Source organism: Micromonospora sp. NPDC000089 (genome assembly GCF_042899365.1).
Classification (GTDB): Bacteria; Actinomycetota; Actinomycetes; order Mycobacteriales; family Micromonosporaceae; genus Micromonospora.
Map to the genome: position 1 here is coordinate 82,365 of NZ_JBIAZT010000012.1, position 25,439 is coordinate 107,803.

Here is a 25,439-nt window from a genome sequence, read left to right on the forward strand (position 1 = left end):
TGGCACACCAGGGAGCGGAATCGACCATGGCGGACACGGCAGTGGGCACCACCGGACCGGCCGGGGACGAGGCACGGCTCCGGGAGTATCTGACCCGGGTCGTCACCGAGCTGCACCAGACCCGCCAACGGCTGCGCGAGGTCACCGCCGAGGAGTCCGAGCCGGTGGCGGTGGTGGCGATGAGCTGCCGCTACCCCGGCGGGATCAGCTCGCCCGAGGAGCTGTGGCGGTTCGTCGCGGACGGCGGCGACGCCATCGGCGACTTCCCCGCCGACCGGGGCTGGAACCTCGACCTGCTGCACCACCCCGACCCGGAGAACGCCGGCACCTCCTACACCGCGGCCGGCGGGTTCCTGGCCGACGCCGGGCAGTTCGACGCCGCGCTGTTCGGCGTCTCGCCCCGCGAGGCGGTCGCCATGGACCCGCAGCAGCGGCTGCTGCTGGAGGTCACCTGGGAGCTGTTCGAACGCGCCGGCCTGGCCCCGCTGTCGCTGCGCGGCAGCCGCACCGGCGTCTTCGTCGGCACGTCCGGCCAGGACTACGCCGCCGTGCTGCACCGCGCGCCGAACGCCGAGGGGTACGTGCTCACCGGCACCGCCGCCAGCGTGGTCTCCGGCCGGCTCGCCTACACGTTCGGGCTGGAGGGCCCGGCGATCACCGTGGACACCGCCTGCTCGTCCTCGTCGGTCGCGGTCCACCTCGCCGCCCAGGCGCTGCGGGAACGCGAGTGCGGGCTGGCGGTGGCCGGCGGCGCCACCGTGATGGCCACCCCGGGCCCGTTCGTGGAGTTCTCCCGGCAGCGCGGGCTGGCCGCCGACGGGCGGTGCAAGTCGTTCGCCGCCGCCGCCGACGGCACCGGCTGGGCCGAGGGCGTCGGCGTGCTGCTGCTGGAACGGCTCAGCGACGCCCGCCGCAACGGCCACCCGGTGCTGGCCGTCATCCGCAGCTCGGCGGTCAACCAGGACGGCGCGAGCAACGGCCTCACCGCCCCCAACGGCCCGTCCCAGCAGCGCGTCATCCGGGCCGCGCTGGCCGGCGCGAAGCTCACCCCCGACCTGGTCGACGTGGTGGAGGCGCACGGCACCGGCACCACGCTCGGCGACCCGATCGAGGCGCAGGCGCTGCTGGCCACGTATGGGCAGGACCGGCCCGCCGACCGGCCGCTGCTGCTCGGCTCGATCAAGTCGAACCTCGGGCACGCGCAGGCCGCCGCCGGCATCGCCGGGATCATCAAGATGATCCACGCCATGCGGCACGGGATCGTCCCGGCCACGCTGCACGTCGACGAACCCACCCCGCACGTCGACTGGACCGCCGGCGCGGTCCGGCTGGTCACCGAGCCGACGCCGTGGCCGGCCGTGGACCGGCCCCGCCGTGCCGCCGTCTCCTCGTTCGGCATGAGCGGCACCAACACCCACATCGTGCTGGAACAACCCGCCGAGGAACCGGCGGCCCCGGCCACGCCGGCCGACCGGACCGGGCCGGTGCTGCTCACCGGCCGCACCCGTACCGCGCTGCGCCAGCAGGCCGAACGCTGGTCCCGGCGGCTCGCCGCGGATCCGGACCTCGCGGCGGCCGACGTGGCCTGGACGTCGGTGGTGTCCCGCTCGCCGCTGGAGCACCGCGCCGTGGTGCTCGCCGCCGACCGGGACGAGCTGACCGCCGCGCTGGACGCGCTCGCCGACGACCGGTCGGCCCCGCCGCTCGTCACCGGCGTCGCCGGCCAGCCAGGCGAGGTGGCGTTCGTCTTCCCCGGCCAGGGCTCGCAGTGGATCGGCATGGCCGTCGAGCTGCTCGATACCGCGCCGGTGTTCGCGGAGAAGCTCACCGCCTGCGCCGAGGCGCTGCGCCCGTACGTGGACTGGTCGCTGCTCGACGTGCTGCGCGGCGCACCGGACGCGCCATCACTGGACCGGGTGGACGTGGTGCAGCCGGCGCTGTTCGCGGTCGGTGTGTCCCTGGCCGCGCTGTGGCAGTCCTACGGCGTGCAGCCGTCCGCGGTGATCGGCCACTCGCAGGGCGAGATCGCCGCCGCGTACGTCGCCGGCGGGTTGACCCTGGACGACGCCGCCGCCGTGGTGGCGCTGCGCAGCCGGGTCATCGCGGAGCTGGCCGGCGACGGCGGCATGGTGTCCGTGGCGACCACCGCCGAGGAGGCGACCGAGACGATCACCCGCTGGGCCGGGCGGCTCTCCCTCGCGGCGGTCAACGGCCCGACCGCGGTGGTGGTCTCCGGCGACGTCGCCGCGCTGGACGAACTGGTCGCCCACTACGAGGCCCGGGACGTCCGGGTACGCCGGGTGCCGGTGGACTACGCCTCGCACTCCGCGCACGTCGAGCCGCTCCGCGACCAACTCCTGGCCCGGCTCGCCGACGTGACCCCGCGCAGCGGCACCGTCCGGTTCCGCTCCACCGTCACCGGCGACTGGCTGGACACCGCCGGCCTCGACGCCGACTACTGGTACCGCAACCTGCGCCAGACGGTCCACTTCGACGACGCGGTCCGCAGCCTCGTCGACGCCGGCTACCGCACGTTCGTCGAGGTCAGCGCGCACCCGGTGCTCACCATGTCGGTGCAGGACAGCGCCGAGGCCGCCGGCGGCCCGGACGCCGCCACCGTCACCGGCACGCTGCGCCGGGACGAGGGCGGCCTGGACCGGTTCCACCGGTCCGTCGCGGCGCTGCACGTCGCCGGCACGACGGTGGACTGGCAGCCCGCGTTCGCCGGCCGGCCCGGTCGCCTGGTCGACCTGCCCACCTACCCGTTCCAGCGGCAGCACTACTGGGTGCCGGCCGACGAACCGGCCGTCCCGGCCGCCGGCGCCGCCCTGCTCGACCACCGGTTCTGGGACGCCGTCGACCGCGCCGACCTGGACGCGCTGCGCGACACCCTGGCCGTCGACGACGCCGAGGCGGCCGAGTCGCTGCGCACGCTGCTGCCGGTGCTCGCCGGGTGGCGGCGCCGCCAGCAGCAGCACGACCAGCTCGACGGCTGGCGCTACCGGATCGAGTGGCAGGCCGCGCCCGAACCGGCCACCGCCGCGCTCGGCGGCACCTGGCTGCTGGCGGTGCCGACCGGCCTCGACGACGACCCGGCGGTGGCCGCCGTCCGCGACGCGCTCACCGCCGCCGGTGCCGACGTGCGCCCGCTGACCGTGGCACCCGACGCCGACCGGCCCGCGCTCGCCGCCGCGCTCACCGTCGCCACCGACGCCGACCGGGCCGCGCTCACCGACGCCACCGACGCCGACCGGACCTCGCTCACCGACGCCACCGACGCCGGCCGCGACGGCCGCGTCGACGTCGGCGGGGTGGTCTCGCTGCTGTCCTGGGCGCCCGCCACCGACACGGACCCGCTCCTGCCCGGCCTGGCCGCCACGCTCGCGCTCACCCAGGCGCTCGGCGACACCGGCCTGGCCGCGCCGCTGTGGCTGGTCACCCGCAACGCGGTCGCCGCCGCCGCGTACGACCGGGGGACCGACCCGGCGCAGGGCGCGGTCTGGGGGCTGGGCCGGGTGGTCGGCGTGGAGGCGCCGCACCGCTGGGGCGGCCTGGTCGACCTGCCCAGCCGACCCGACGCGCGGGCCGCCGGCCGGCTCGCCGCGCTGCTCGCCGCCCCGGCCGGCGAGGACCAGCTCGCCGTACGCGGCCCCGGCGTCCTGCGCCGCCGCCTGGTCCGCGCGCCGATCGGCGACCGCCCCCCGGTACGCCACTTCACGCCCACCGGAACCGTGCTGGTCACCGGCGGCACCGGCGGGCTCGGCGCGCGCGCCGCCCGCTGGCTCGCCGACGCCGGCGCCGCACACGTGGTGCTGGTCAGCCGGCGCGGCCCGGACGCGCCCGGCGCGACCGAGCTGGCCGCCGAGCTGCGCGAACGGGGCGCCCGCGTCACGGTCGCCGCCTGCGACCTCGCCGACCGGGCCGCCGTCGCCGCGCTGCTCGACCGGCTCCGCGCCGAGGGACCGCCGATCCGCGCCGTCCTGCACACCGCCGGCCTGCCGCAGACCACCCCGCTGGACGCCGTCACCGCCGCCGAACTGGCCGAGGTGACCGCCGGCAAGGTGGCCGGCGCGGCCCACCTGCACGACCTGCTCGCCGACGACGAGCTGGACGCGTTCGTCGTCTACTCGTCCATCGCCGCCACCTGGGGCAGCGCCGGGCAGGCCGGGTACGCGGCCGGCAACGCCTACCTGGACACGCTGGTGCAGCGGCGACGTGCCGACGGGCTGGCCGGCACCGCCATCGCCTGGGGTTCGTGGGGCGAGGGCGGCATGCACGTGGCCGACTCCGACCGGGCGCTGCGCCGCCGGGGCGTGCCGCCGATGGACGCCGACGTCGCGATGAGCGCGCTGCGGCAGGCCCTCGACCACGACGACGTGACGCTCACCGTCGCCGACGTGGACTGGTCCCGGTTCGCGCCCGCGTACGCGTCCGCCCGGCGTCGGCCGCTGCTGGAGGGCGTACCGGAGGCGAAGGCCGCGCTCGACGGCGGCGCGCCGGCCGACGGCGACGCCGACGACGGACCGGCGGCGACGCTGCGGGCCCGGCTCGCCGGCCTGGATCCGGCCCGCCGCGAGGAGGCGCTGGCCGACCTGGTCCGGGAACTCGCCGCCGACGTGCTCGGCCACGCCGACGCCGCCGCGATCCCGGCCACCACCGCGTTCCGGGACCTCGGCTTCGACTCGCTGACCGCGGTGGAGCTGCGCAACCGGCTGGTCACCGCCACCGGCCAGCCGCTGCCCACCACGCTGGTCTTCGACCACCCCACGCCGGTGGCGCTGGCCCGGCTGCTGCGGGACACGCTGCTCGGTGCCGACCCGGCGCCCGCCGGGACCCCGGTCACCACCGTCGCGTCCGGCGAGGAGCCGGTGGCCGTGGTGGCGATGGCCTGCCGCTTCCCCGGCGGCGTCAGCGACCCGGACGCGTTGTGGCGGATCGTCGCCGACGGCGTGGACACGGTCGGCGACTTCCCCACCGACCGGGGCTGGGACCCGGACACTCTCGTCGACCCGGCGGCGGCGTCGGCCGGCACCACCTACACCGACCAGGGCGCGTTCGTGGCCGACGCCGGCCACTTCGACCCGGTGTTCTTCGGTATCTCGCCGCGCGAGGCCGCCGCCATGGACCCGCAGCAGCGGCTGCTGCTGGAGGCGAGCTGGGAGGCGATCGAGCGGGCCGGCGTGGTGCCGGAATCGCTGCGCGGCTCCCGGACCGGCGTGTTCGCCGGCACCAACGGGCAGGACTACCGCGCGTTGGTGCTGGTCGCCCCGGACGAGAGCTTCGGCGGCACCGACAACGCGGCAAGCGTGGTGTCCGGCCGGGTGTCGTACGCGCTGGGCCTGGAAGGACCGGCCGTGTCCGTGGACACCGGCTGCTCGTCGTCGCTCGTCGCGTTCCACCTGGCGGTGCAGGCGCTGCGACGCGGCGAGTGCGACCTCGCGCTCACCGGCGGCGTGACAGTGATGGCGACACCCGGGCTGTTCGTCGAGTTCTCCCGCCAGCGTGGACTGGCCGCCGACGGCCGGGTCAAGGCGTTCGCCGCCGGCGCCGACGGCACCGGCTGGGGCGAGGGCGTCGGCGTGCTGCTGCTGGAACGGCTCTCCGAGGCCCGCCGCAACGGTCACCCGGTGCTCGCCGTGGTGCGCGGCAGCGCGATCAACCAGGACGGCGCGTCGAACGGGCTGACCGCGCCGAACGGCCCGTCGCAGCAGCGGGTCATCCGCGCCGCGTTGGCGGACGCGGGTCTGTCCACGTCGGACGTGGACGTGGTGGAGGCGCACGGCACCGGCACCACGCTGGGTGACCCGATCGAGGCGCAGGCGCTGCTCGCCACGTACGGGCAGGATCGCGCTACCCCGCTGCTGCTCGGGTCGATCAAGTCGAACATCGGCCACACCCAGGCCGCCGCCGGCGTCGCCGGGATCATCAAGATGATCCTCGCCATGCGGCACGGCATGGTGCCGCCGACGCTGCACGTCGATGAGCCGTCGCCGCACATCGACTGGTCGGCCGGCGCGGTGGAGCTGGTGACCGAGGCGCGGGAGTGGCCGGTGGTGGACCGGCCGCGTCGGGCGGCGGTGTCGTCGTTCGGTATCTCCGGCACCAACGCCCACGTCGTCATCGAACAGGCCGACGAGCCCGACGCGCGTCCGGTGCCCGCCGTCCCGGGCCTGGTGGACGCCGACATCCGGCTGTGGCCGGTGTCGGCCCGTACCCGGGCCGGCGTCGCCGCGCAGGCCGCCCGGCTCGCCGCCCACCTGCGCGCCGGCGGGCAGCTCGACCCGGCGGCGGTGGCCTGGTCCCTCGCCACCACCCGCTCGACGTTCGAGCACCGCGCCGCAGTGGTCGGCACCACCGGCGACGAGCTGCTGACGGCGCTGGACGCGCTCGCCTCGGGGGCCCCGGCGGGAAACGTGGTGTCGGGTTCGGTCGTCGAGCACGGCCCGGGTCCGGTGTTCGTGTTTCCGGGTCAGGGTGGTCAGTCGGTGCGGATGGCGGCCGGTCTGGTGGGTCGGTGTGCGCCGTTCGACGCGCGTCTTGCCGAGTGTCAGCGGGCGTTCGCGCCGTTCCTGGACGTGGACCTCGTGTCGGTGTTGACCGGTGACGACGAGGCCTGGCTGGACCGGGTAGAGGTGTTGCAGCCGGTGTTGTTCGCGGTCGGTGTGTGTCTGGCGGAGGTGTGGCGGGCGGCCGGTGTGGAGCCGTCGTTGGTGATCGGGCATTCGCAGGGGGAGATGGCCGCCGCGTGTGTGGCCGGGGTGCTGTCGCTCGATGATGCGGCGAAGGCCGTGATCCTGCGGGCGCGGTCGCTGGCCACCCTGGCGGGTTCCGGCGGGATGTTGGCGGTGGATTTGCCGGCCGATCAGGTGCAGGCGCGGATCGAGGGGATCGCGGGCACGGTGGTGGCGGTGCTCAACGGTCCCGGTCACGTGGTGGTGTCCGGTCCGCCCGAGACGCTCGCCGAGCTGCGTCAGCGGTGGGAGGTCGAGGGGGTGCGGGCGAAGCCGGTGCCGTTCAACTACGCCTCGCACAACCCGGCCGTGGAGCAGATCCGTGAGCGGATGCTCACCGACCTGGCCGGGCTGGTCCCGCAGCCGGGTCAGGTCCGGATGGTGTCGACGGTGACCGGGGACTGGGCCGACCCGGAGGGCATGGACGGCGACTACTGGTACACGAATCTGCGGCAGCCGGTGCGGTTCGAGCAGGCGGTGCGGACCGCGCTCGGGGCTGGGCATCGCACGTTCGTGGAGGTGTCGGCGCATCCGGTGTTGAGCATGCCGGTGACCGCGATCCTCGACGACACCGACACGGCGGGGCACACCCTGTCCACGCTGCGCCGTGGCGACGACGACCCGACTCGGCTATTGACCAGTTTGGCCACCGCCCACACCCTCGGCCTGCCCGTCGACCTGACCCGCGTCCTCGCCCCCGCGACCATTGTCGACCTGCCCACGTACGCGTTCGACCGGAAGCGGTACTGGCTCACCACCACCGTCCAACCGACGCGGGACGTCGCCTCCGCCGGCCTCCAGGACGCCGGGCACCCGCTGCTCAGCGCCGCGCTGCCGGTCGCCGACGACCGGACCGTGGTGCTCACCGGGCGGCTGTCCACGCGGACCCACCCGTGGCTCGCCGACCACGTCGTCGGCCGGACAGTGGTCGTCCCCGGCACCGCGCTCGCCGACATGGTGATCCGGGCCGGCGACGAGGTCGACGCCGGTCAGGTCGGCGACCTCACGCTGATCAGCCCGCTCGTGCTGCCCGCCACCGGCGCGGTCCAGGTGCAGGTACGCGTCGGCGCGCCCGGCGACACCGGCGAACGGGCCGTCACGCTGCACTCCCGGCCCGCCGACGACGGCGACGCCGACTGGACCCGGCACGCCGAGGGCCTGCTGCTGCCGCAGCCTCCCGAACCCGAACCCGGGCCGGGGGAGTGGCCGCCGGCCGGCGCCGTCGAGGTCGACGCGGACCTGGACGCCTGGTACGCCCGCACCGCAGAGGCCGGCCTCACCTACGGCCCCGCGTTCCGCTGCCTGCACCGCGTCTGGCGGCACGGCGACGAGGTGTACGCCGAGGTGGCGCTGCCCGAGGCGCAGGCCGCCGACGCGTCCCGGTTCGGCCTGCACCCGGCCCTGTTCGACGCGGCCCTGCACGCCACCGGCCCCACCGCGCTGCTCGGCACGCCCGCCGAGGCCGGCAGCGGCTGGCTGCCGTTCACGCTCCGCGCGGTCACGCTGCACGCCCACGGCGCCACCCGGCTGCGGGTGACGATCCGCTCGCTCGGCCCGGACACGGTCGCCGTCACGCTCGCCGACCCGGCCGGCCGACCGGTCGCCACCGTCGAGTCGCTGACGTTCCGGCCGGTCGCCGCCGGCCAGGACGACGCCGCCGCCGCGCTGCGCCGCACCGCCGTGTTCCACCTGGACTGGACACCGCTGCCGGCCACCGACGCCGTCACCGCCCCGGCCCGCTGGGCGCTGCTCACCGACGACCGCGCCGAGCTGGCCGCCGCGCTCACCGAGGCCGGTCACCGGGTGGCCGTCCACCCCGACCTGGACGCGCTGCTCGCCGCCGTGGACGGCGACGACGACGTACCGGAGATCGTGGTCGACCTGCGCGGCGGCCCCGGGCCGGACCCGGAGCGGGCGGACGCGGACGCCCACTCCGCCGCCCGCGACACGCTCGCGCTGGTGCACCGGTGGCTGACCGAACCCCGCCTGGAGGCCGCCCGCCTGGTGCTCGCCACCCGGGGCGCGGTCGCCGCCGCGCCCGGCGAGGCACCCCGCGACCCGGCCCGCGCCGCGGTGTGGGGGCTGGTGCGCTCCGCCCAGTCCGAACACCCGGGCCGGTTCACGCTGCTCGACCTGGACGACGCCGCCGCCACGCTCGACGCGGTGCCCGCCGCGCTCGCGTCCGGCGAACCGCAGCTCGCGCTCCGCGACGGCGCTGCCCTGACACCCCGACTGGTCCGGGCCCGGGACACCGGCGTGCTGACGCCGCCCGGCGACCGGCAGCCGTGGCGGCTCGACGTCACCGAGAAGGGCACGCTGGAGAACCTGGCGTTGCTGCCGGTGCCGGTCGAGGCCGGCGCGGTGCCGGCCGGGCACGTCGCGGTCGAGATGCGCGCCTCCGGCCTCAACTTCCGGGACGTGGTGCTGGCGCTCGGCATGGTCCCCGGCCAGGAGGTGCTCGGCAGCGAGGGCGCCGGCGTGGTCCGCGAGGTCGGCCCCGGCGTCACCGACCTGAAACCCGGCGACCGGGTGATGGGCATCTTCGCCGGCTCGTTCGCCACCGTCGCGGTCACCGACCACCGCATGGTCACCCGCCTCCCGGACGGCTGGTCGTACGCGGAGGCGGCCGGCGTGCCGGTGGTCTTCCTGACCGCCTGGTACGGGCTGGTCGAGCTGGGCCGGCTCACCGCCGGCGAGTCGGTGCTGGTGCACGCCGCCACCGGCGGCGTCGGCATGGCCGCCGTGCAGATCGCCCGGCACCTCGGCGCCGAGGTCTACGGCACGGCCAGCCCCGGCAAGTGGCCGGTGCTGCGCGCCACCGGCCTCGACGACGCGCACATCGCCTCCTCCCGCTCCCTCGACTTCGTCGACGAGTTCCGGGCCCGCCGCGCCGGGCGGGGCGTCGACGTGGTGCTCAACTCGCTCGCCGGCGCGTACGTGGACGCGTCGCTGCGGATGCTCGACAGCGGCGGCCGGTTCGTCGAGATGGGCAAGACCGACCCGCGTGATCCGGCCCGGGTCGCCGCCGACCACCCCGGCGTCAGCTACCAGGGCTTCGACCTGATGGCGGCCGGCCCGGCCGTCGTCGGGCGGATGCTGGCGGAGCTGATGGCGCTGTTCGCCGCCGGCACGCTGCGCCCGCTGCCGCGCCGCACCTGGGACGTCCGGCGCGCGCCCGAGGCGTTCCGCTTCCTCAGCCAGGCCCGGCACGTCGGCAAGCTCACGCTGACCATCCCCCCGGCGCCCCGGCTCGACGGCACCGTCCTGGTCTCCGGCGCCACCGGCACGCTCGGCGCGCTGCTCTGCCGGCACCTGGTCGCCGCACACGGGGTCCGGCACCTGCTGCTGGTCAGCCGGCGCGGCCCGGACGCCGAGGGCGCCGACGAGCTGCTCGCCGACCTCAAGGCCGGCGGCGCGGAGGTGCAGCTCGTCGCCGCCGACCTGGCCGACCCGGAGGCGGTCGCCGACGTGCTGTCCCTGGTGGACAAGCGGCACCCGCTGCGCGCCGTGGTGCACACCGCCGGCGTCGTCGACGACGCCACCGTCGAGAAGCTCACCCCGGAGCGGCTCGCCGCGGTGCTGCGCCCCAAGGTCGACGCGGCCTGGAACCTGCACCGCGCCACCCGCGACCACGAGCTGACCGCGTTCGTGCTCTACTCCGCCGCCGCCGGCCTGATGGGCGGTCCGGGCCAGGGCAACTACGCGGCCGGCAACGCGTTCCTCGACGCCCTCGCCGAGCACCGGCGCGCGTCCGGCCTGCCGGCGGTCTCCCTGGTCTGGGGCCTGTGGGCCACCGCCAGCGGGATCACCGGCCACCTGGGCGCGGTCGACCGGCGGCGGCTGGAACGCAGCGGCCTGGTGGCGCTCACCGACCACGAGGCGCTGGCGCTGTTCGACGCCACCTGGCGTTCCGAACGACCCACGCTGATGCCCGCGAAGATCAGCACGCAGGGCACCGGCGGCCCGGTCCACCCGCTGCTCACCGCGCTGGTCCGCGCCGGCACGCGCCGCGGCACGGTCACCGAGGCGGCCGGCGGCCCGGCGTACGCGGAGACGCTGCGCGGCCTGTCCGGCGAGAAACGCGAACGGGCGCTGCGCGACCTGGTGCTGGCGCACGTCGCCGTGGTGCTCGGCGTCGGCGACCCGGCCGGGGTGGAGCCGGACCGCGCGTTCCGGGAACTCGGCTTCGACTCGCTCACCGCGGTCGAGCTGCGCAACCGGCTCGGCGCGGCCACCGGGCTGCGGCTGCCGGCCACGCTGGTCTTCGACAACCCGACGCCGGCCGCGCTCGCCGCCCACCTCGCCTCGCGGATCGCCGTGCCCGACGGCGCGGCCGACGCCTCCGGCGGTGTCGGCCGGGACCTCGACCGGCTGGAGGCGGCACTGGCCGGGCTGGACCCGGACGACGAGGCGTTCCGCGGCATCACCGAGCGGCTGCACAGCCTGCTGGACCGGCTGACCGCACGGGAGACGACCGCCGACGACGGCGACCTGGAGTCGGCCACCACCGAGAACATCTTCGACCTGATCGACCGCGAGCTGGAGACGTCTTGACCGCCGGCCGCGACGACATCGGTACGCCGAGTGAGGGTAGGACCACGGTGAACAGCGAGGACGAGAAGTACGTCGAGTACCTGAAGCGTACGACCTCGGAGCTGCGGCGCACCCGGCGGCGGCTGCGGGCGTTGGAGGCCCGCGACACCGAGCCGGTCGCGGTGGTGGCGATGGCCTGCCGCTATCCGGGCGGCGTCGGCTCGCCCGAGCAGCTCTGGGAGCTGGTCCGCGACGGCCGCGACGGGATCGGCCCGTTCCCCGCCGACCGGGGCTGGGACCTCGACCGGCTGTTCCACAGCGACCCGGACCACCCGGGCACCAGCTACGTGCGGGAGGGCGGCTTCGTCTACGACGCCGGGGACTTCGACGCCGACCTGTTCGGCATCAGCCCCCGCGAGGCGGTCGCCATGGACCCGCAGCAGCGGCTGCTGCTGGAGGCGAGCTGGGAGGCGTTCGAACGCGCCGGGCTGCCGCTGCCGGCGGTGCGGGGCAGCCGCACCGGCGTGTTCGTCGGCGCCGCCGCGCACGGCTACGACGCGATCCTCGCCCAGGCCGGGCAGGACGCCGAGGGCCACTCGCTCACCGGCAACTCGACGAGCATCGTCTCCGGCCGGATCGCGTACACGCTCGGCCTGGAAGGGCCGGCGGTCACCATCGACACCGCCTGCTCCTCGTCGTCGGTGGCGATCCACCTGGCCGTGCAGGCGCTGCGCAACGGCGACTGCGAACTGGCGCTGGCCGGCGGCGTCACCGTGATGCCCACCCCGGCGGTGTTCGTCGGCTTCAGCCGCCAGCGTGGCCTGGCCGCCGACGGCCGGTGCAAGCCGTTCGCCGCCGCCGCCGACGGCACCGGCTGGTCCGAGGGCGTCGGCATGCTGCTGCTGGCCCGGCTCTCCGACGCGCAGAAGCACGGCTACCCGGTGCTCGCGGTGATCCGGGGCAGCGCGGTCAACCAGGACGGCGCGTCCAACGGGCTGAGCGCCCCGCACGGCCCGTCCCAGGTGCGCGTCATCCGGCAGGCGCTGGCCAACGCCCGGCTCACCCCCGAGCAGGTCGACGTGGTGGAGGCGCACGGCACCGGCACCACGCTCGGTGACCCGATCGAGGCGCAGGCGCTGCTCGCCACGTACGGGCAGGAGCGGGAGACGCCGCTGCTGCTCGGCTCCGTGAAGTCGAACCTGGGCCACACCCAGGCCGCCGCCGGTGTGGCCGGCGTGATCAAGATGGTGCTGGCCGTCCGGCACGGCGTCGTCCCACCCACGCTGCACGTCGACGCGCCCTCGCCGCACATCGACTGGACCGCCGGCGCGGTCACGCTCGCCACCGAGGCCACGCCGTGGCCGGCCACCGACCGGCCGCGCCGCGCCGCGGTGTCCTCGTTCGGCGTGTCCGGCACCAACGCGCACACCGTCATCGAGCAGGCGCCCGAGCCGGAACCGGCCGAGGACGAGCCGGCACCGACCCCGACCGCCCGGCCGGTGGTGCCGGTGCTGCTCTCCGCCCGGTCCGCCGACGCGCTCGCCGCCCAGGCCGGCCGCTGGGCCGCCCGGCTCGCCGCCGCGCCGGAGGTGCGCCCGCTCGACGTCGCGTACTCCTCGGTGGTGTCCCGGTCCGTGCTCGACCACCGGGCGGTGGTCGCCGTCGCCGGCCCGGACGACCTGGTCGCCGCGCTGCGCGCGCTCGCCGCCGGCGAGCCGGCCGGCACCGTGCACACCGGGACCGGCACCCCCCACGGCCAGCTCGCGGTGCTCTTCTCCGGGCAGGGCGCGCAGCGCGCCGGCATGGGCCGCGAGCTGTACGCGCAGTTCCCGGTGTTCGCCGCCGCGCTCGACGAGGTGTGCTCCTACCTGGACCGGGCGCTGCCCCGGCCGCTGAAGGAGGTGCTGTTCGACGACGGTGACCTGCTGGACCAGACCCAGTTCACCCAGGCCGGCCTGTTCGCGGTCGAGGTGGCGCTGTTCCGCCTCGTCGAGTCGTTCGGCCTGACGCCCGACATGGTCGGCGGCCACTCCATCGGCGAGGTCACCGCCGCGCACGTGGCCGGCGTGCTGTCGCTGGAGCACGCCGCCGCGCTGGTCGCCGCGCGGGGCCGGCTCATGCAGGCGCTGCCGGCCGGCGGCGCGATGCTCGCCGTGGCCGCGCCCGAGGCCGACGTCCGCGCCACGCTGACCGACCCGGACGAGCCGGTCGACGTCGCCGCCGTCAACGGCCCGGCCGCCGTGGTGCTGTCCGGCGCGGCGAACGCGATCGACCGGCTGGAACGGCTCTGGCGGGACCGGGGCGTCCGCACCCGCCGGCTGACCGTCAGCCACGCGTTCCACAGCCCGCTGATGGAGCCGGTGCTGGCGCGCTTCCGGGCGGTGCTGGAGCGGCTGACGTTCGCCGCGCCGACGCTGCCGGTGGTGTCCAACGTGACCGGCGAGCTGGCCGACCCGGACGAGATCCGCACCGCCGACTACTGGGTGCGGCACGTCCGGGAGGCGGTCCGCCACGCCGACGGCGTGCACGCGCTGCGCGCCGCCGGCGTCGACACGTTCCTGGAGCTCGGCCCCCGCGCCGTGCTCACCCCGCTGACCGCCGACATCCTGCCCGGCGAGCCGGTCCGTGCCGTCGCCGCGCAACGCGGTGACCGTCCCGAGGTCGAGGCGCTGCTGGTCGCGCTGGCCGAGCTGCACGTGCACGGCCACCCGGTCACCTGGACCGACTGGTTCGCCGGCACCGGCGCGCGCCGGATCGACCTGCCCACGTACGCGTTCCAGCGCGAGCGCTACTGGGCCGGCGACGGCGTGGCCCGCCCGGAGGTGCGCGCCGACGGCGCGGACGGGGACTTCTGGGCCGCCGTGGAACGCGGCGACCTGCCGGCCGTGGCGTCCGAGCTGGCCGTGCAGGACGACCCGGACGCGGTGGCCGCGCTCGGCCCGGCCGTGCCGGTGCTGTCGTCGTGGCGACGCGCCCGGCAGCGCGACGCGGTGCTCGACGGCTGGTCGTACCGGGTCGAGTGGGAGGCGGTCCGTCCCGCGCCCGCCCCGACGCTGACCGGCCGCTGGCTGGTCGTCGCCGTCGACGATCCGGCGCCCTGGGCGGCGCCGCTCGCGGTGGCCGGCGCCGACGTCGACGTGCTCACCGTGCCCGCCGACATTGACCGTGGTGACCTGGCCGACCTGCTGCGCGGCCACGACGAGGCGGGCTGGCGGGGCGTGCTCTGCGTGCTGCCCGGCCCGGACGCGCCGCGACCCGACGCGCCCGCCGTGCCGGCCGGGACCGCGCTGCTGCTCACGCTGGTGCAGGCGCTCGCCGACACCGGCCGGGCCGGCCGGCTCTGGTGCGTCACCCGGGGCGCGGTCTCGGTGGGCGGCGGCGAACCGCTCACCGACCCGTACGCGGCCGCCGCCTGGGGGCTCGGCCGGACCGTCGCGCTGGAACAACCCGACCGCTGGGGCGGCCTCGTCGACCTGCCCGCCGACGCCACGCCGGAGCGGATCGACGCCGACGCGCTGCGCGCCGTGCTCGCCGACGGCGGCCACGACGAGGTCGCCGTCCGGCCGCACGGCACGTTCGGCCGCCGGCTCGTCCCCGCCGCAGTCCCCGCCGGCCCCGGCTGGCGGCCCGCCGGCACGGTGCTGGTCACCGGCGGCACCGGCGCGCTCGGCCGGCAGGTCACCCGCTGGCTGCTCGCCGCCGGCGCGACCGAGGTGGTGCTCGCCTCCCGGCGCGGCCCCGACGCGCCCGGCGCCGCCGACCTGGCCGCCGAGCTGCCCGGCGCCCGGGTGGTGCGCTGCGACGTCACCGACCCCGCAGCCGTCACCGCGCTGGTCGCCGACCTGCCCGCGCTGACCGCCGCGGTGCACACCGCCGGCGTCGTCGACGACGGCATCCTCGACGGCCTCGACCTGACCCGCCTGGCGGCCGTGCTGGACGGCAAGGTCCGCGCCGCCCGGGTGCTGCACGACGCCACCGCCGACCGCCGGCTCGACGCGTTCGTGTTGTTCTCCTCGCTGGCCGGCGTGATCGGCAGCGCCGGGCAGGGCAACTACGCGGCGGCCAACGCCTTCCTGGACGCGTTCGCCGCCTGGCGCCGCGACCTCGGGCTGCCGGCCACCGCGATCGCCTGGGGCGCCTGGTCCGCCGACGGCATGGCCGCCGCCAGCGCCGAGCTGACCGCGCGGCTGACCCGGGGCGGCGTCAACCCGCTCCCGGCCGAGCCGGCCGCCGCCGCGCTGGGCCGGATCGTCGGCGCCGCCGCGCCGGCCGTCACCGTCGCCGACGTCGACTGGGGACGCCTCGCCGCCGTACGCGGCCGGCCCGCGCCGCTGCTCGCCGGCCTGCCCGGCGTGCCCACCGGACCCGCCGTGGTCGCCCCGGCGGTGGTGGTCGGCCGGTCCCTGCCGCAGCTCACCGAACTGGTCCGCACCCAGGCCGCGCTGGTGCTCGGCCACCCGGCCGGCCGGCCGCTGCCCGACCGCACGTTCCGCGACCTGGGCTTCGACTCGCTCACCGCGGTCGAGCTGCGCAACCGGCTCGCCGCCGAGACCGGCATGACGCTGCCCGCCACGCTGGTCTTCGACCACCCCACGGTCGCCGAACTCGCCGCCCACCTGCACGGCCAGGCCGACGACCACACCGGCGGCGCGGTCGTCGCCGCCGACGTCGGCAGGCACCGCGAACCCGTCGCCATCGTGGCGATGAGCTGCCGCTTCCCCGGCGGCGTGGCCAGCCCCGAGCAGCTCTGGGACCTGGTCGCCGGCGGCACCGACGCGCTCTCGCCGATGCCCGAGGAACGCGGCTGGAACGTCGCCGAGCTGTACCACCCCGACCCCGAGCACCTCGGCACCAGCTACGTGCGGGAGGGCGGCTTCGTCGACTCCGCCGGCGAGTTCGACCCGGCGTTCTTCGGCATCAGCCCCCGTGAGGCGCTGGCCATGGACCCGCAGCAGCGGTTGCTGCTGGAGGCGAGCTGGGAGGCGTTCGAACGGGCCCGGCTCGACCCGGCCGCGCTGCGCGGCAGCCGCACCGGCGTCTACGTCGGCACCAACGGGCAGGACTACGGCTCGCTGCTGCTGGCCTCCGGGGACGGCGACGAGAACTACCTCGCCACCGGCGTCTCCGCCAGCGTCATCTCCGGCCGGCTCGCGTACACCTTCGGGTTGCACGGCCCGGCCGTCACGGTCGACACCGCCTGCTCGGCGTCGCTTGTGGCGCTGCACCTCGCCGCGCAGGCGTTGCAGGCGGGGGAGTGCGACCTCGCGCTCGCCGGCGGCGCCACGGTGATGGCCACGCCCGGCATCTTCGTCGGCTTCTCCCGGCAGCGCGGCCTGGCCGCCGACGGGCGCTGCAAGCCGTTCGCCGGCGCCGCCGACGGCACCGGCTGGGGTGAGGGCGTCGGCCTGCTGGTGCTCCAGCGGCTCTCCGACGCCCGCCGCGACGGCAACCCGGTCCTCGCCGTGGTACGCGGCAGCGCGGTCAACTCCGACGGCGCGTCCAACGGGCTCACCGCCCCCAACGGGCCGGCCCAGCAGCGGGTCATCCGGCAGGCCCTCGCGAACGCCGGGCTCGCCCCCGACCAGGTCGACGCCGTCGAGGCGCACGGCACCGGCACCACGCTCGGCGACCCGATCGAGGCGCAGGCGCTGATCGCCACCTACGGGCAGGCCCGCGACGCCGACCGGCCGCTCTGGCTCGGCTCGGTCAAGTCGAACCTGGGCCACACCCAGGCCGCCGCCGGTGTGGCCGGCGTGATCAAGATGGTGCTGGCGTTGCGCCACGGCGTGCTGCCGCCCACCCTGCACGTGGACGAGCCCACCCCGCACGTCGACTGGTCCGCCGGCACGGTCGCGCTGCTCACCGAGGCTCGCCCCTGGCCGGCCGGCGACCGGCCCCGCCGCGCCGGCGTCTCCTCGTTCGGGATCAGCGGCACCAACGTGCACACCATCCTGGAGCAGGCGCCGCCGGAGGAGACCGCGCCGGACGACGACGCCGGGCCGGCCGGAGAGCTGCCCTGGACGCTGTCCGGGCGGACCGCCGCCGCGCTCGCCGCCCGCGCCCGCGACCTGCGGGCGCACCTCGACGCCGTGCCGGACGCCGCGCTGCCCGACCTGGCCTGGTCGCTGGCCACCACCCGCAGCGCCCACGAGCACCGCGCGGTGGTGCTCGCCGCCGGCTGCGACGACCTGACCGCCGCGCTGGGCGCGCTCGCCGAGGGCCGTCCCGCGCCGGACACCGTCACCCGCGCCCCCGGTACGCCGGGCGACGTGGTCTTCGTCTTCCCCGGCCAGGGTTCGCAGTGGACCGGCATGGCCGCCGAACTGCTCGACACCGCCCCGGTGTTCGCCGAGACGTTCGCCGCCTGCGCGGCGGCGCTGCGCCCGCACGTCGACTGGTCGTTGACCGACGTGGTGCGCGGCGTGCCCGGCGCGCCGTCGCTGGAGCGGGTGGACGTGGTGCAGCCGGCGCTGTTCGCGGTCGGCGTGTCCCTCGCCGCGCTGTGGCGCTCCTACGGCGTGCACCCGTCGGCCGTGGTCGGCCACTCCCAGGGCGAGATCGCCGCCGCGTACGTCGCCGGTGGGCTCAGCCTGGACGACGCCGCCGCCGTGGTGGCCCTGCGCAGCCGGATCATCGCCGGCATCGCCGGCGACGGCGGCATGGTCTCGGTCGCCACCACTGCCGACGAGGTCACCGCGACGATCAGCCGCTGGGACGGCCGGGTGTCGCTCGCCGCGATCAACGGCCCGACCGCGGTGGTCGTCTCCGGCGACTCCGCCGCGCTGGACGAGCTGGTCGCCCACTACCAGGGGCGGGACGTGCGGGTGCGCCGGGTGCCGGTGGACTACGCGTCCCACTCCGCGCACGTCGAACCGCTGCGCGAGCGGCTGCGCGAGCTGCTCGCCGGCCTGCGCCCGCGTACCGGCGGGATCCGGTTCCGGTCCACGGTGACCGGCGACTGGCTCGACACCGCCGACCTGGACGCCGACTACTGGTACCGCAACCTGCGGCAGACGGTCGGCTTCGAGGCGGCGATCCGCGACCTCGCCGCCACCGGCCACCAGACGTTCGTCGAGGTCAGCGCGCACCCGGTGCTGACCATGGCGATGCAGGAGAGCGTCGAGTCGGCCGCCGCCGACCCGGCCGCGGTCACCGTGACCGGCACGCTGCGCCGCGACGAGGGCGGCCTGGCCCGCTTCCACCGCGCGGTCGCCGAGGTGTACGCCGGTGGCGCGGCCGTCGACTGGCGGCCCGCGTTCGCCGGCCGGTCCACCCGCCGGCTCGACCTGCCCACGTACCCGTTCCAGCGGCAGCTCTACTGGCCGCGCCCGGCCGCCGCCGCGACCGCCGAGACCACGGCCGGCACGGTCGAGGTGGACGAGGTGGACGCCCGGTTCTGGGCGGCCGTCGAGGCCGAGGACCCGGCCGCGGTCGGCGCCGAGCTGGCCGACGTCGCCGAGGTGTCCGAGGACGCCCTCGCCGCGCTGCTGCCCGCGCTCGCCGCCTGGCGTCGCCGCCACCGCGACCAGGCCACCATCGACTCGTGGCGCTACCGCGACGGGTGGCTTCCGGTCGCCCCCGACGGCTCGGCCGCGCCGACCCTCACCGGGTCCTGGTGGCTGGTCACCGCCGCCGGGGCCGACGCGGATGCTCCCGCCGACGCCGCGACCGGCTTCGTGGCGGACGCGTTGCGTCGGCACGGCGCCACCGTCGTCGAGATCGCGCTGACCGGTGCGCCCGACCGGGACGCGCTCACCGGCCGGCTGCGCGACACGCACCGGGACACGCCGCCCGCCGGTGTGGTGTCGCTCCTGCCGCTCGACGAGACGCCGCTGCCCGGCCACCCGCACGTGCCGGCCGGGTTCGCCGGCACCGTCACGCTCACCCAGGCGCTCGGCGACGCCGGCGTCCGCGCGCCGCTGTGGACGCTCACCCGGGGCGCGGTCGCCACCGGCCCCGGCGACCCGCTGACCCACCCGACGCAGCAGCTCGCCTGGGGCTTCGGCCGGATCGCCGCGCTGGAACACCCGGACCGCTGGGGCGGCCTGATCGACCTGCCCGACAGCCCGGACGACCGCAGCGCAGTCCGGCTCGCCCGCGTCCTCGCCGGCGTCGACGGGGAGGACCAGGTCGCGCTGCGCCCCACCGGCGCGTACGGGCGGCGGCTGCGGCGCGCCCCGCTCGGCGACACCCCCGCCCCGCGCGACTGGCGACCCACCGGCACCGCGCTGGTCACCGGCGGCACCGGCGCGCTCGGCGGGCACGTGGCCCGCTGGCTCGCCGCCAACGGCGTCGACCACCTGGTGCTGCTGAGCCGGCGCGGCCGGTCCGGCGACGGCGTCGCCGAGCTGGAGGCCGAGCTGACCGCGTTGGGCACCCGGGTCACGGTGGCGGCCTGCGACGCCGCCGACCGGGACGCGCTCGCCGCCGTGCTGGCCGACGTGCCCGCCGAGCATCCCCTCCGCACCGTCGTGCACACCGCCGCCGTGCTCGACGACGCGGTGATCGGCGCGCTCACCCTCGACCAGCTCGACCACGCGCTCGCCGCCAAGGTCACCGCCGCGGTCAACCTGCACGAGCTGACCCGCGACCTCGACCTCGACGCGTTCGTGCTGTTCTCCGCGATGGCCGGCACGGTCGGCAGCTCCGGCGTCGGCAACTACGCCCCCGGCAACGCCTACCTCAACGCGCTCGCCGAACACCGCCGCGACCTCGGCCTGCCGGCCACCTCCATCGCCTGGGGTGCCTGGGGCGGCGGCGGCATGGCCGACGGCGAGTTCGGCCGGATGCTGCACCGGCACGGCGCGCCCGAGATGTCGCCCCGGCTCGCGATCGCCGCGCTGCACCAGGCGCTCGCCCACGACGAGACGTTCCTGACCATCTCCAACATCGCCTGGGACCGGTTCCGGGTCGCGCTCACCGCCACTCGCCCGGCCCCGCTGATCGCCGAGATCCCCGAGGTGCGGCGGCTCGCCGCCGAACGGGAACCGGAGGAGACCACCGAGGTCGAGCCGGTCGGCGCGTTCGCCCGGATGGCGTCCGCGCAGCGCCGGCAGGCGCTGCTCGACCTGGTCCGCGACCAGGCGGCCACGGTCCTGAAGTACGACGGCGGCCAGGCCGTCGACCCGCACCACGCGTTCCGGGACCTCGGCTTCGACTCGGTCACCGCGGTCGAGCTGCGCAACCGGCTCGGCACCGCCACCGGGCTGCGCCTGCCGGTCACGCTGGTCTTCGACTACCCGACCGCCACCGTGCTGGCCCGCCACCTCGACGAGGAGCTGGGCGGCGGCGCCGAGGCCGAGGCGGTCGCCGGCCCCGCGCCGCTGGCCGACGACGAGCCGATCGCGGTCGTCGCCATGTCCTGCCGGTTCCCGGGCGGCGTCACCGACCCGGAGCGGTTCTGGCAGTTGCTGCACGCCGGCCGGGACGCGGTCTCGGACCTGCCCGGCGACCGCGGCTGGGACGTCGACCGGCTCTACGACCCCGACCCCTACTCCGCCGGCACCTCCTACGTCCGCACCGGCGCGTTCCTCTACGACGTGGCCGACTTCGACGCCGGGTTCTTCGGCATCTCACCGCGTGAGGCCGTGGCCATGGACCCGCAGCAGCGCCTGCTGCTGGAGACGTCGTGGGAGGCCATCGAGCGGGCAGGGGTTGACCCGGGTGGTTTGCGGGGTTCACGAACAGGGGTGTTCGTCGGCACGAACGGACAGGACTATGGGGCCCTGTTGATGGTGTCCGCGGACGAGGTCGAAGGGTTCGCGAGCACCGGGAACGCGGCGAGCGTGGTCTCGGGGCGGGTGGCGTACGTGTTGGGGTTGGAAGGACCTGCGGTCTCGGTGGACACGGCGTGTTCGTCGTCGCTGGTCGCGCTGCACCTGGCGGCGGCCGCGCTGCAACGCGGCGAGTGCGACCTGGCGCTCGCCGGTGGCGTGACCGTCATGTCGACCCCGGGACTGTTCGTCGAGTTCTCCCGCCAGCGTGGCCTCGCTGCCGACGGGCGGTGCAAGGCGTTCGCCGCCGCCGCCGACGGAACCGGATGGGGGGAGGGCGTGGGGATGCTCCTGGTCGAACGGCTCTCCGACGCCCGCCGCAACGGGCATCCGGTGCTCGCCGTGCTGCGCGGCAGCGCGGTCAACCAGGACGGCGCGTCCAACGGGCTCACCGCCCCGAACGGCCCGTCGCAGCAGCGGGTGATCCGGGCGGCGCTGGCCGCCGCGCGGCTGTCCCCGGCCGACGTGGACGTGGTGGAGGCGCACGGCACCGGCACCACGCTGGGTGACCCGATCGAGGCGCAGGCGCTCATCGCCACGTACGGGCAGGGCCGCGCCGACGTCGAACCGCTGCTGCTCGGCTCGGTGAAGTCGAACATCGGCCACACCCAGGCCGCCGCCGGCGTCGCCGGCGTGATCAAGATGATCCTGGCCATGCGGGCCGGGGTGGTCCCGATGACGTTGCACGTGGACGCGCCCTCGCCGCACATCGACTGGTCTGCCGGCGCGGTGGAGCTGGTCACCGAGAACCGGCCCTGGCCGGGCAGCGGGTCCGGCCGTCGGGCGGCGGTGTCCTCGTTCGGCATCTCCGGCACCAACGCCCACGTCATCCTCGAACTGCCCGACGAGGCGTCCACCGGGGCGGCCGCCGTCCGGCCCGGCCTGCTGGACGCCGCCGTCACCGCCTGGCCGGTGTCGGCGCGGACCCGCGACGGGCTTGCCCGGCAGGCCCAGCGGCTGGCCCGGCACCTGCGCGCCGAATCGGCCGACCCCGCCGTGGTGGCCTGGTCGTTGGCCACCACCCGGTCGGCGTTCGACCAGCGGGCCGTGGTGCTCGGCTCCTCGGCCGAGGAACTGCTGTCCGGTCTGGACGCGCTCGCGTCCGGCGCTCCCGCCGGCAACCTGGTGGCCGGCGCGGTCGCCGTTCACGGTGCCGGTCCGGTGTTCGTGTTCCCGGGCCAGGGTGCGCAGTCGGCGCGGATGGCTTCCGGTCTGGTCGGTCGGTGCGCGCCGTTCGACGCGGCGTTGGCCGAGTGTCAGGTGGCCCTCTCTCCGTATCTCGATGTCGACCTGGTGTCGGTGCTGACCGGTGACGACGAGTCGTGGCTGGACCGGGTCGAGGTGGTGCAGCCGGTGCTGTGGGCGGTGGGTATCGCTCTGGCCGCGGTGTGGCGGCACGTGGGGGTCATGCCGCAGGCGGTGGTCGGTCACTCGCAGGGCGAGATCGGCGCGGCGTGTGTGGCGGGCATCCTGTCGCTCGACGACGCGGCCAAGACGGTCGCGTTGCGGTCGCGGGCGCTGTCCGCGTTGCGCGGCACCGGCACGATGGCGTCGGTCGACCTGTCGGCCGACGAGGTGACGGCCCGGTTGGGTGGCTTCGACGGTGTCGGGGTGGCGGCGGTCAACGGCCCGGCGACGGTGGTGGTGTCGGGTCCGCCGCAGGCGGTCGCGGACCTGGTCGAGTCGTGTCAGGCCGACGGTGTGCGGGCCCGGCTGATCCCGGTGGACTACGCCTCGCACTCCGCCGCCGTGGAGGAGGTCGCGCAGCAGCTCCGCACGGAGCTGGCGGGGGTGACGCCGCAGGCCGGTCACATCCGGCTGGTGTCCACGTTGACCGGGGACTGGGTGGACCCGGCGACGATGACCGCCGACTACTGGTACGACAACCTGCGCCGCACGGTCCAGTTCGACACCGCCGTGCGTACGGCGATCGGGGCGGGACACACGACGTTCGTGGAGATCTCGCCGCATCCGGTGCTGGCGATGCCGGTGACCGCGATCCTGGACGACCTCGGCACGGCCGGGCACACGTTGTCGACGCTGCGTCGGGGTGAGGACGACCCGACGCGGCTGTTGACCAACCTGGCCACCGCGCACAGCGTCGGCCTGCCCGTCGACCTGACCAGCGTGCTCGCCGGCACGGACACCGTCGCGCTGCCCACCTACGCGTTTGACCGGGCGCGCTACTGGCCACGCGCCAGCCTCGACGCGCCCGCCGCCGGGCAGAGCCCGACCGGCGTCGACGCCGCCTTCTGGGCCGCCGTCGACAACGAGGACCTCGCCGCGCTCGCCGACCTCACCGCCGCCGACGCCGCCGAATCCCTCGACCGCCTCGGCGCGGCCCTGCCGCTGCTCGCCGACTGGCGCCGCCGGCAACGCGACCGGTCCACGCTCGACGACCTGCGCTACCGCGCCGTCTGGCAGCCGTACGGCGGAATTCCGGTCGGCTACCTCACCGGCGTCTGGTGGGTCGTCGCCGACGAGGCCGGCACCACCGAGGCGGAGACGGCGGTGGCCGAACTGACCCGGCGCGGCGCGGACGCCCGGCTCGTGCTGCTGCCCGCCGACGACACCGACCGCGCCGCCGTCGCCGCCCGGCTCACCGCCGCCGGCCCCGACCCGGCCGACCGGGTGCTCTCCCTGCTCGCGCTCGCCGACGGCCCGGTCGACGCCACCGAGCCGGTGCCGCCGTTCCTGGCCCGCTCACTGGCGCTGATCCAGGCGCTCGGGGACCTCGACGTGGCCGCGCCGCTGTGGTGCGTCACCCGGGGCGCCGCCGGCACCACCCGCGACGGCGGCGCCGGCCGGCCCGAACAGGCCCTGCTCTGGGGTCTCGGCCGGGTCGTCGCGCTGGAACACCCGGAACGCTGGGGCGGCCTGGTCGACGTGCCGGCCACGCTCGACGACCACGGCTGGGACCTGCTCTGCGCCGCGCTCACCGGCCCCGACGGGGAGGACCAGCTCGCCGTCGACGGCGTCACGCTGCTGGTGCGCCGGCTCGTCCGGGCGCCCGGCGGCGGCGTCGACCCCGCACCCGACCACGCCGGCACCACGCTGGTCACCGGCGGCACCGGCGCGCTCGGCGGGCAGGTGGCCCGCTGGCTCGCCGACCGGGGCGCGACGCACCTGATGCTGGTCAGCCGACGCGGCGCCGACGCGCCCGGCGCCGCCGACCTGGTCCGGGACCTCACCGACCGGGGCGCCCGCGTCACGGTCGCCGCCTGCGACGTCGCCGACCGGGCCGCGCTCGCCAAGCTCCTCGACGAGGTGCCCGCCGACGCGCCGCTGACCGGCGTCGTGCACACCGCCGGCATCCTCGACGACGGGGTCCTCAACGGTCTCACCGCCGACCGGATCGCCGACGTGCTGCGACCCAAGGTGCTCGGCGCGCTGCACCTGCACGAGCTGACCGCCGAGAAGGACCTGCGCTCCTTCGTGCTCTTCTCCGCGCTGCCCGGCCAGCTCGGCGCCGCCGGGCAGGGCAGCTACGCCGCCGCGAACGCCTACCTGGACGCGTTGGCCGAGCAGCGGCACCGGCGGGGCCTGCCGGCCACCTCCGTCGCCTGGGGACCCTGGGCCACCGGCGGCATGGCCGACGCCGACCCCGCCGTGGCCGAACGCCGGCGGCGCAGCGGCGTCGCCCGGCTCGACAGCGACCTCGCGCTCGCCGCGCTCGCCGGCTGCCTCGCCCGCCGCGAACCGGTCACCGTGGTCGCCGGCATCGACTGGGCCCGGTACGTGCCCGGCTTCACCGCGGTCCGGCCCAGCCCGCTGCTCACCGGCATCCCGGAGGCGCTCCGCGCCACCGCCGAGCGCGCCGACGACGCGGGCCCCACCGCCGAGTCGCTCGCCGCCCTGCTCGCCGGGCAGAGCGAGGCGGAACGCCGCAAGACGCTGCTCGACCTCGTGCGGGGCCAGGCGGCGGCGGTGCTCGGACACGCCTCGGACGCCGCCGTCGAACCCGACCGGGCGTTCCGGGACCTCGGCTTCGACTCGCTGACCGCGGTGGAGCTGCGCAATCGGCTCACCGCCGCCACCGGCGTCCGGCTGCCCGCCACGGTGGTGTTCGACTACCCGACCGCCGCGTTGCTCGCCGACTACGTCCGCGCCGCCGTCGTGGACGGGGGAGTGGCCGCCGCCGCGCCGGTCTTCGGCGAACTGGAGCGGCTGGAGGCGGCGCTGTCCGGCGCCGCCCCCGACCGGGGCGCGCGGCTGCGGATCACCGAACGGCTCCGGACGCTGCTGGCCTCGCTCAACGAGGTGGACGCCCCGGCGGACGGCGACGGTGTCGCCGGACAGCTCCAGGACGCCACCCCGGACGAGGTCTTCGACTTCATCGACCGCGAGCTGGGGGTGTCCTGACGTGACCACTGCCGGCTCGGGGCAACACAGGGAATGGGCG

At 76.6% G+C, this 25,439-nt stretch carries 2 protein-coding genes; both read left to right on the plus strand.

Annotation, left to right across the window (positions count from 1 at the left end; genetic code table 11):
• The first annotated feature begins 41 nt into the window (after nt 1–41).
• Entirely contained in the window at nt 42–11,285 is an 11,244-nt protein-coding gene (locus ACFY3U_RS21320; RefSeq protein ID WP_387204479.1) for a type I polyketide synthase, read from the plus strand.
• Nucleotides 11,282–25,399, plus strand: a complete 14,118-nt coding sequence (locus ACFY3U_RS21325) for a type I polyketide synthase (protein WP_387204291.1) — start codon at nt 11,282–11,284, stop codon at nt 25,397–25,399. Before ACFY3U_RS21320 ends, ACFY3U_RS21325 begins: the two co-directional genes overlap by 4 nt.
• The last annotated feature ends 40 nt before the right edge of the window (nt 25,400–25,439 follow it).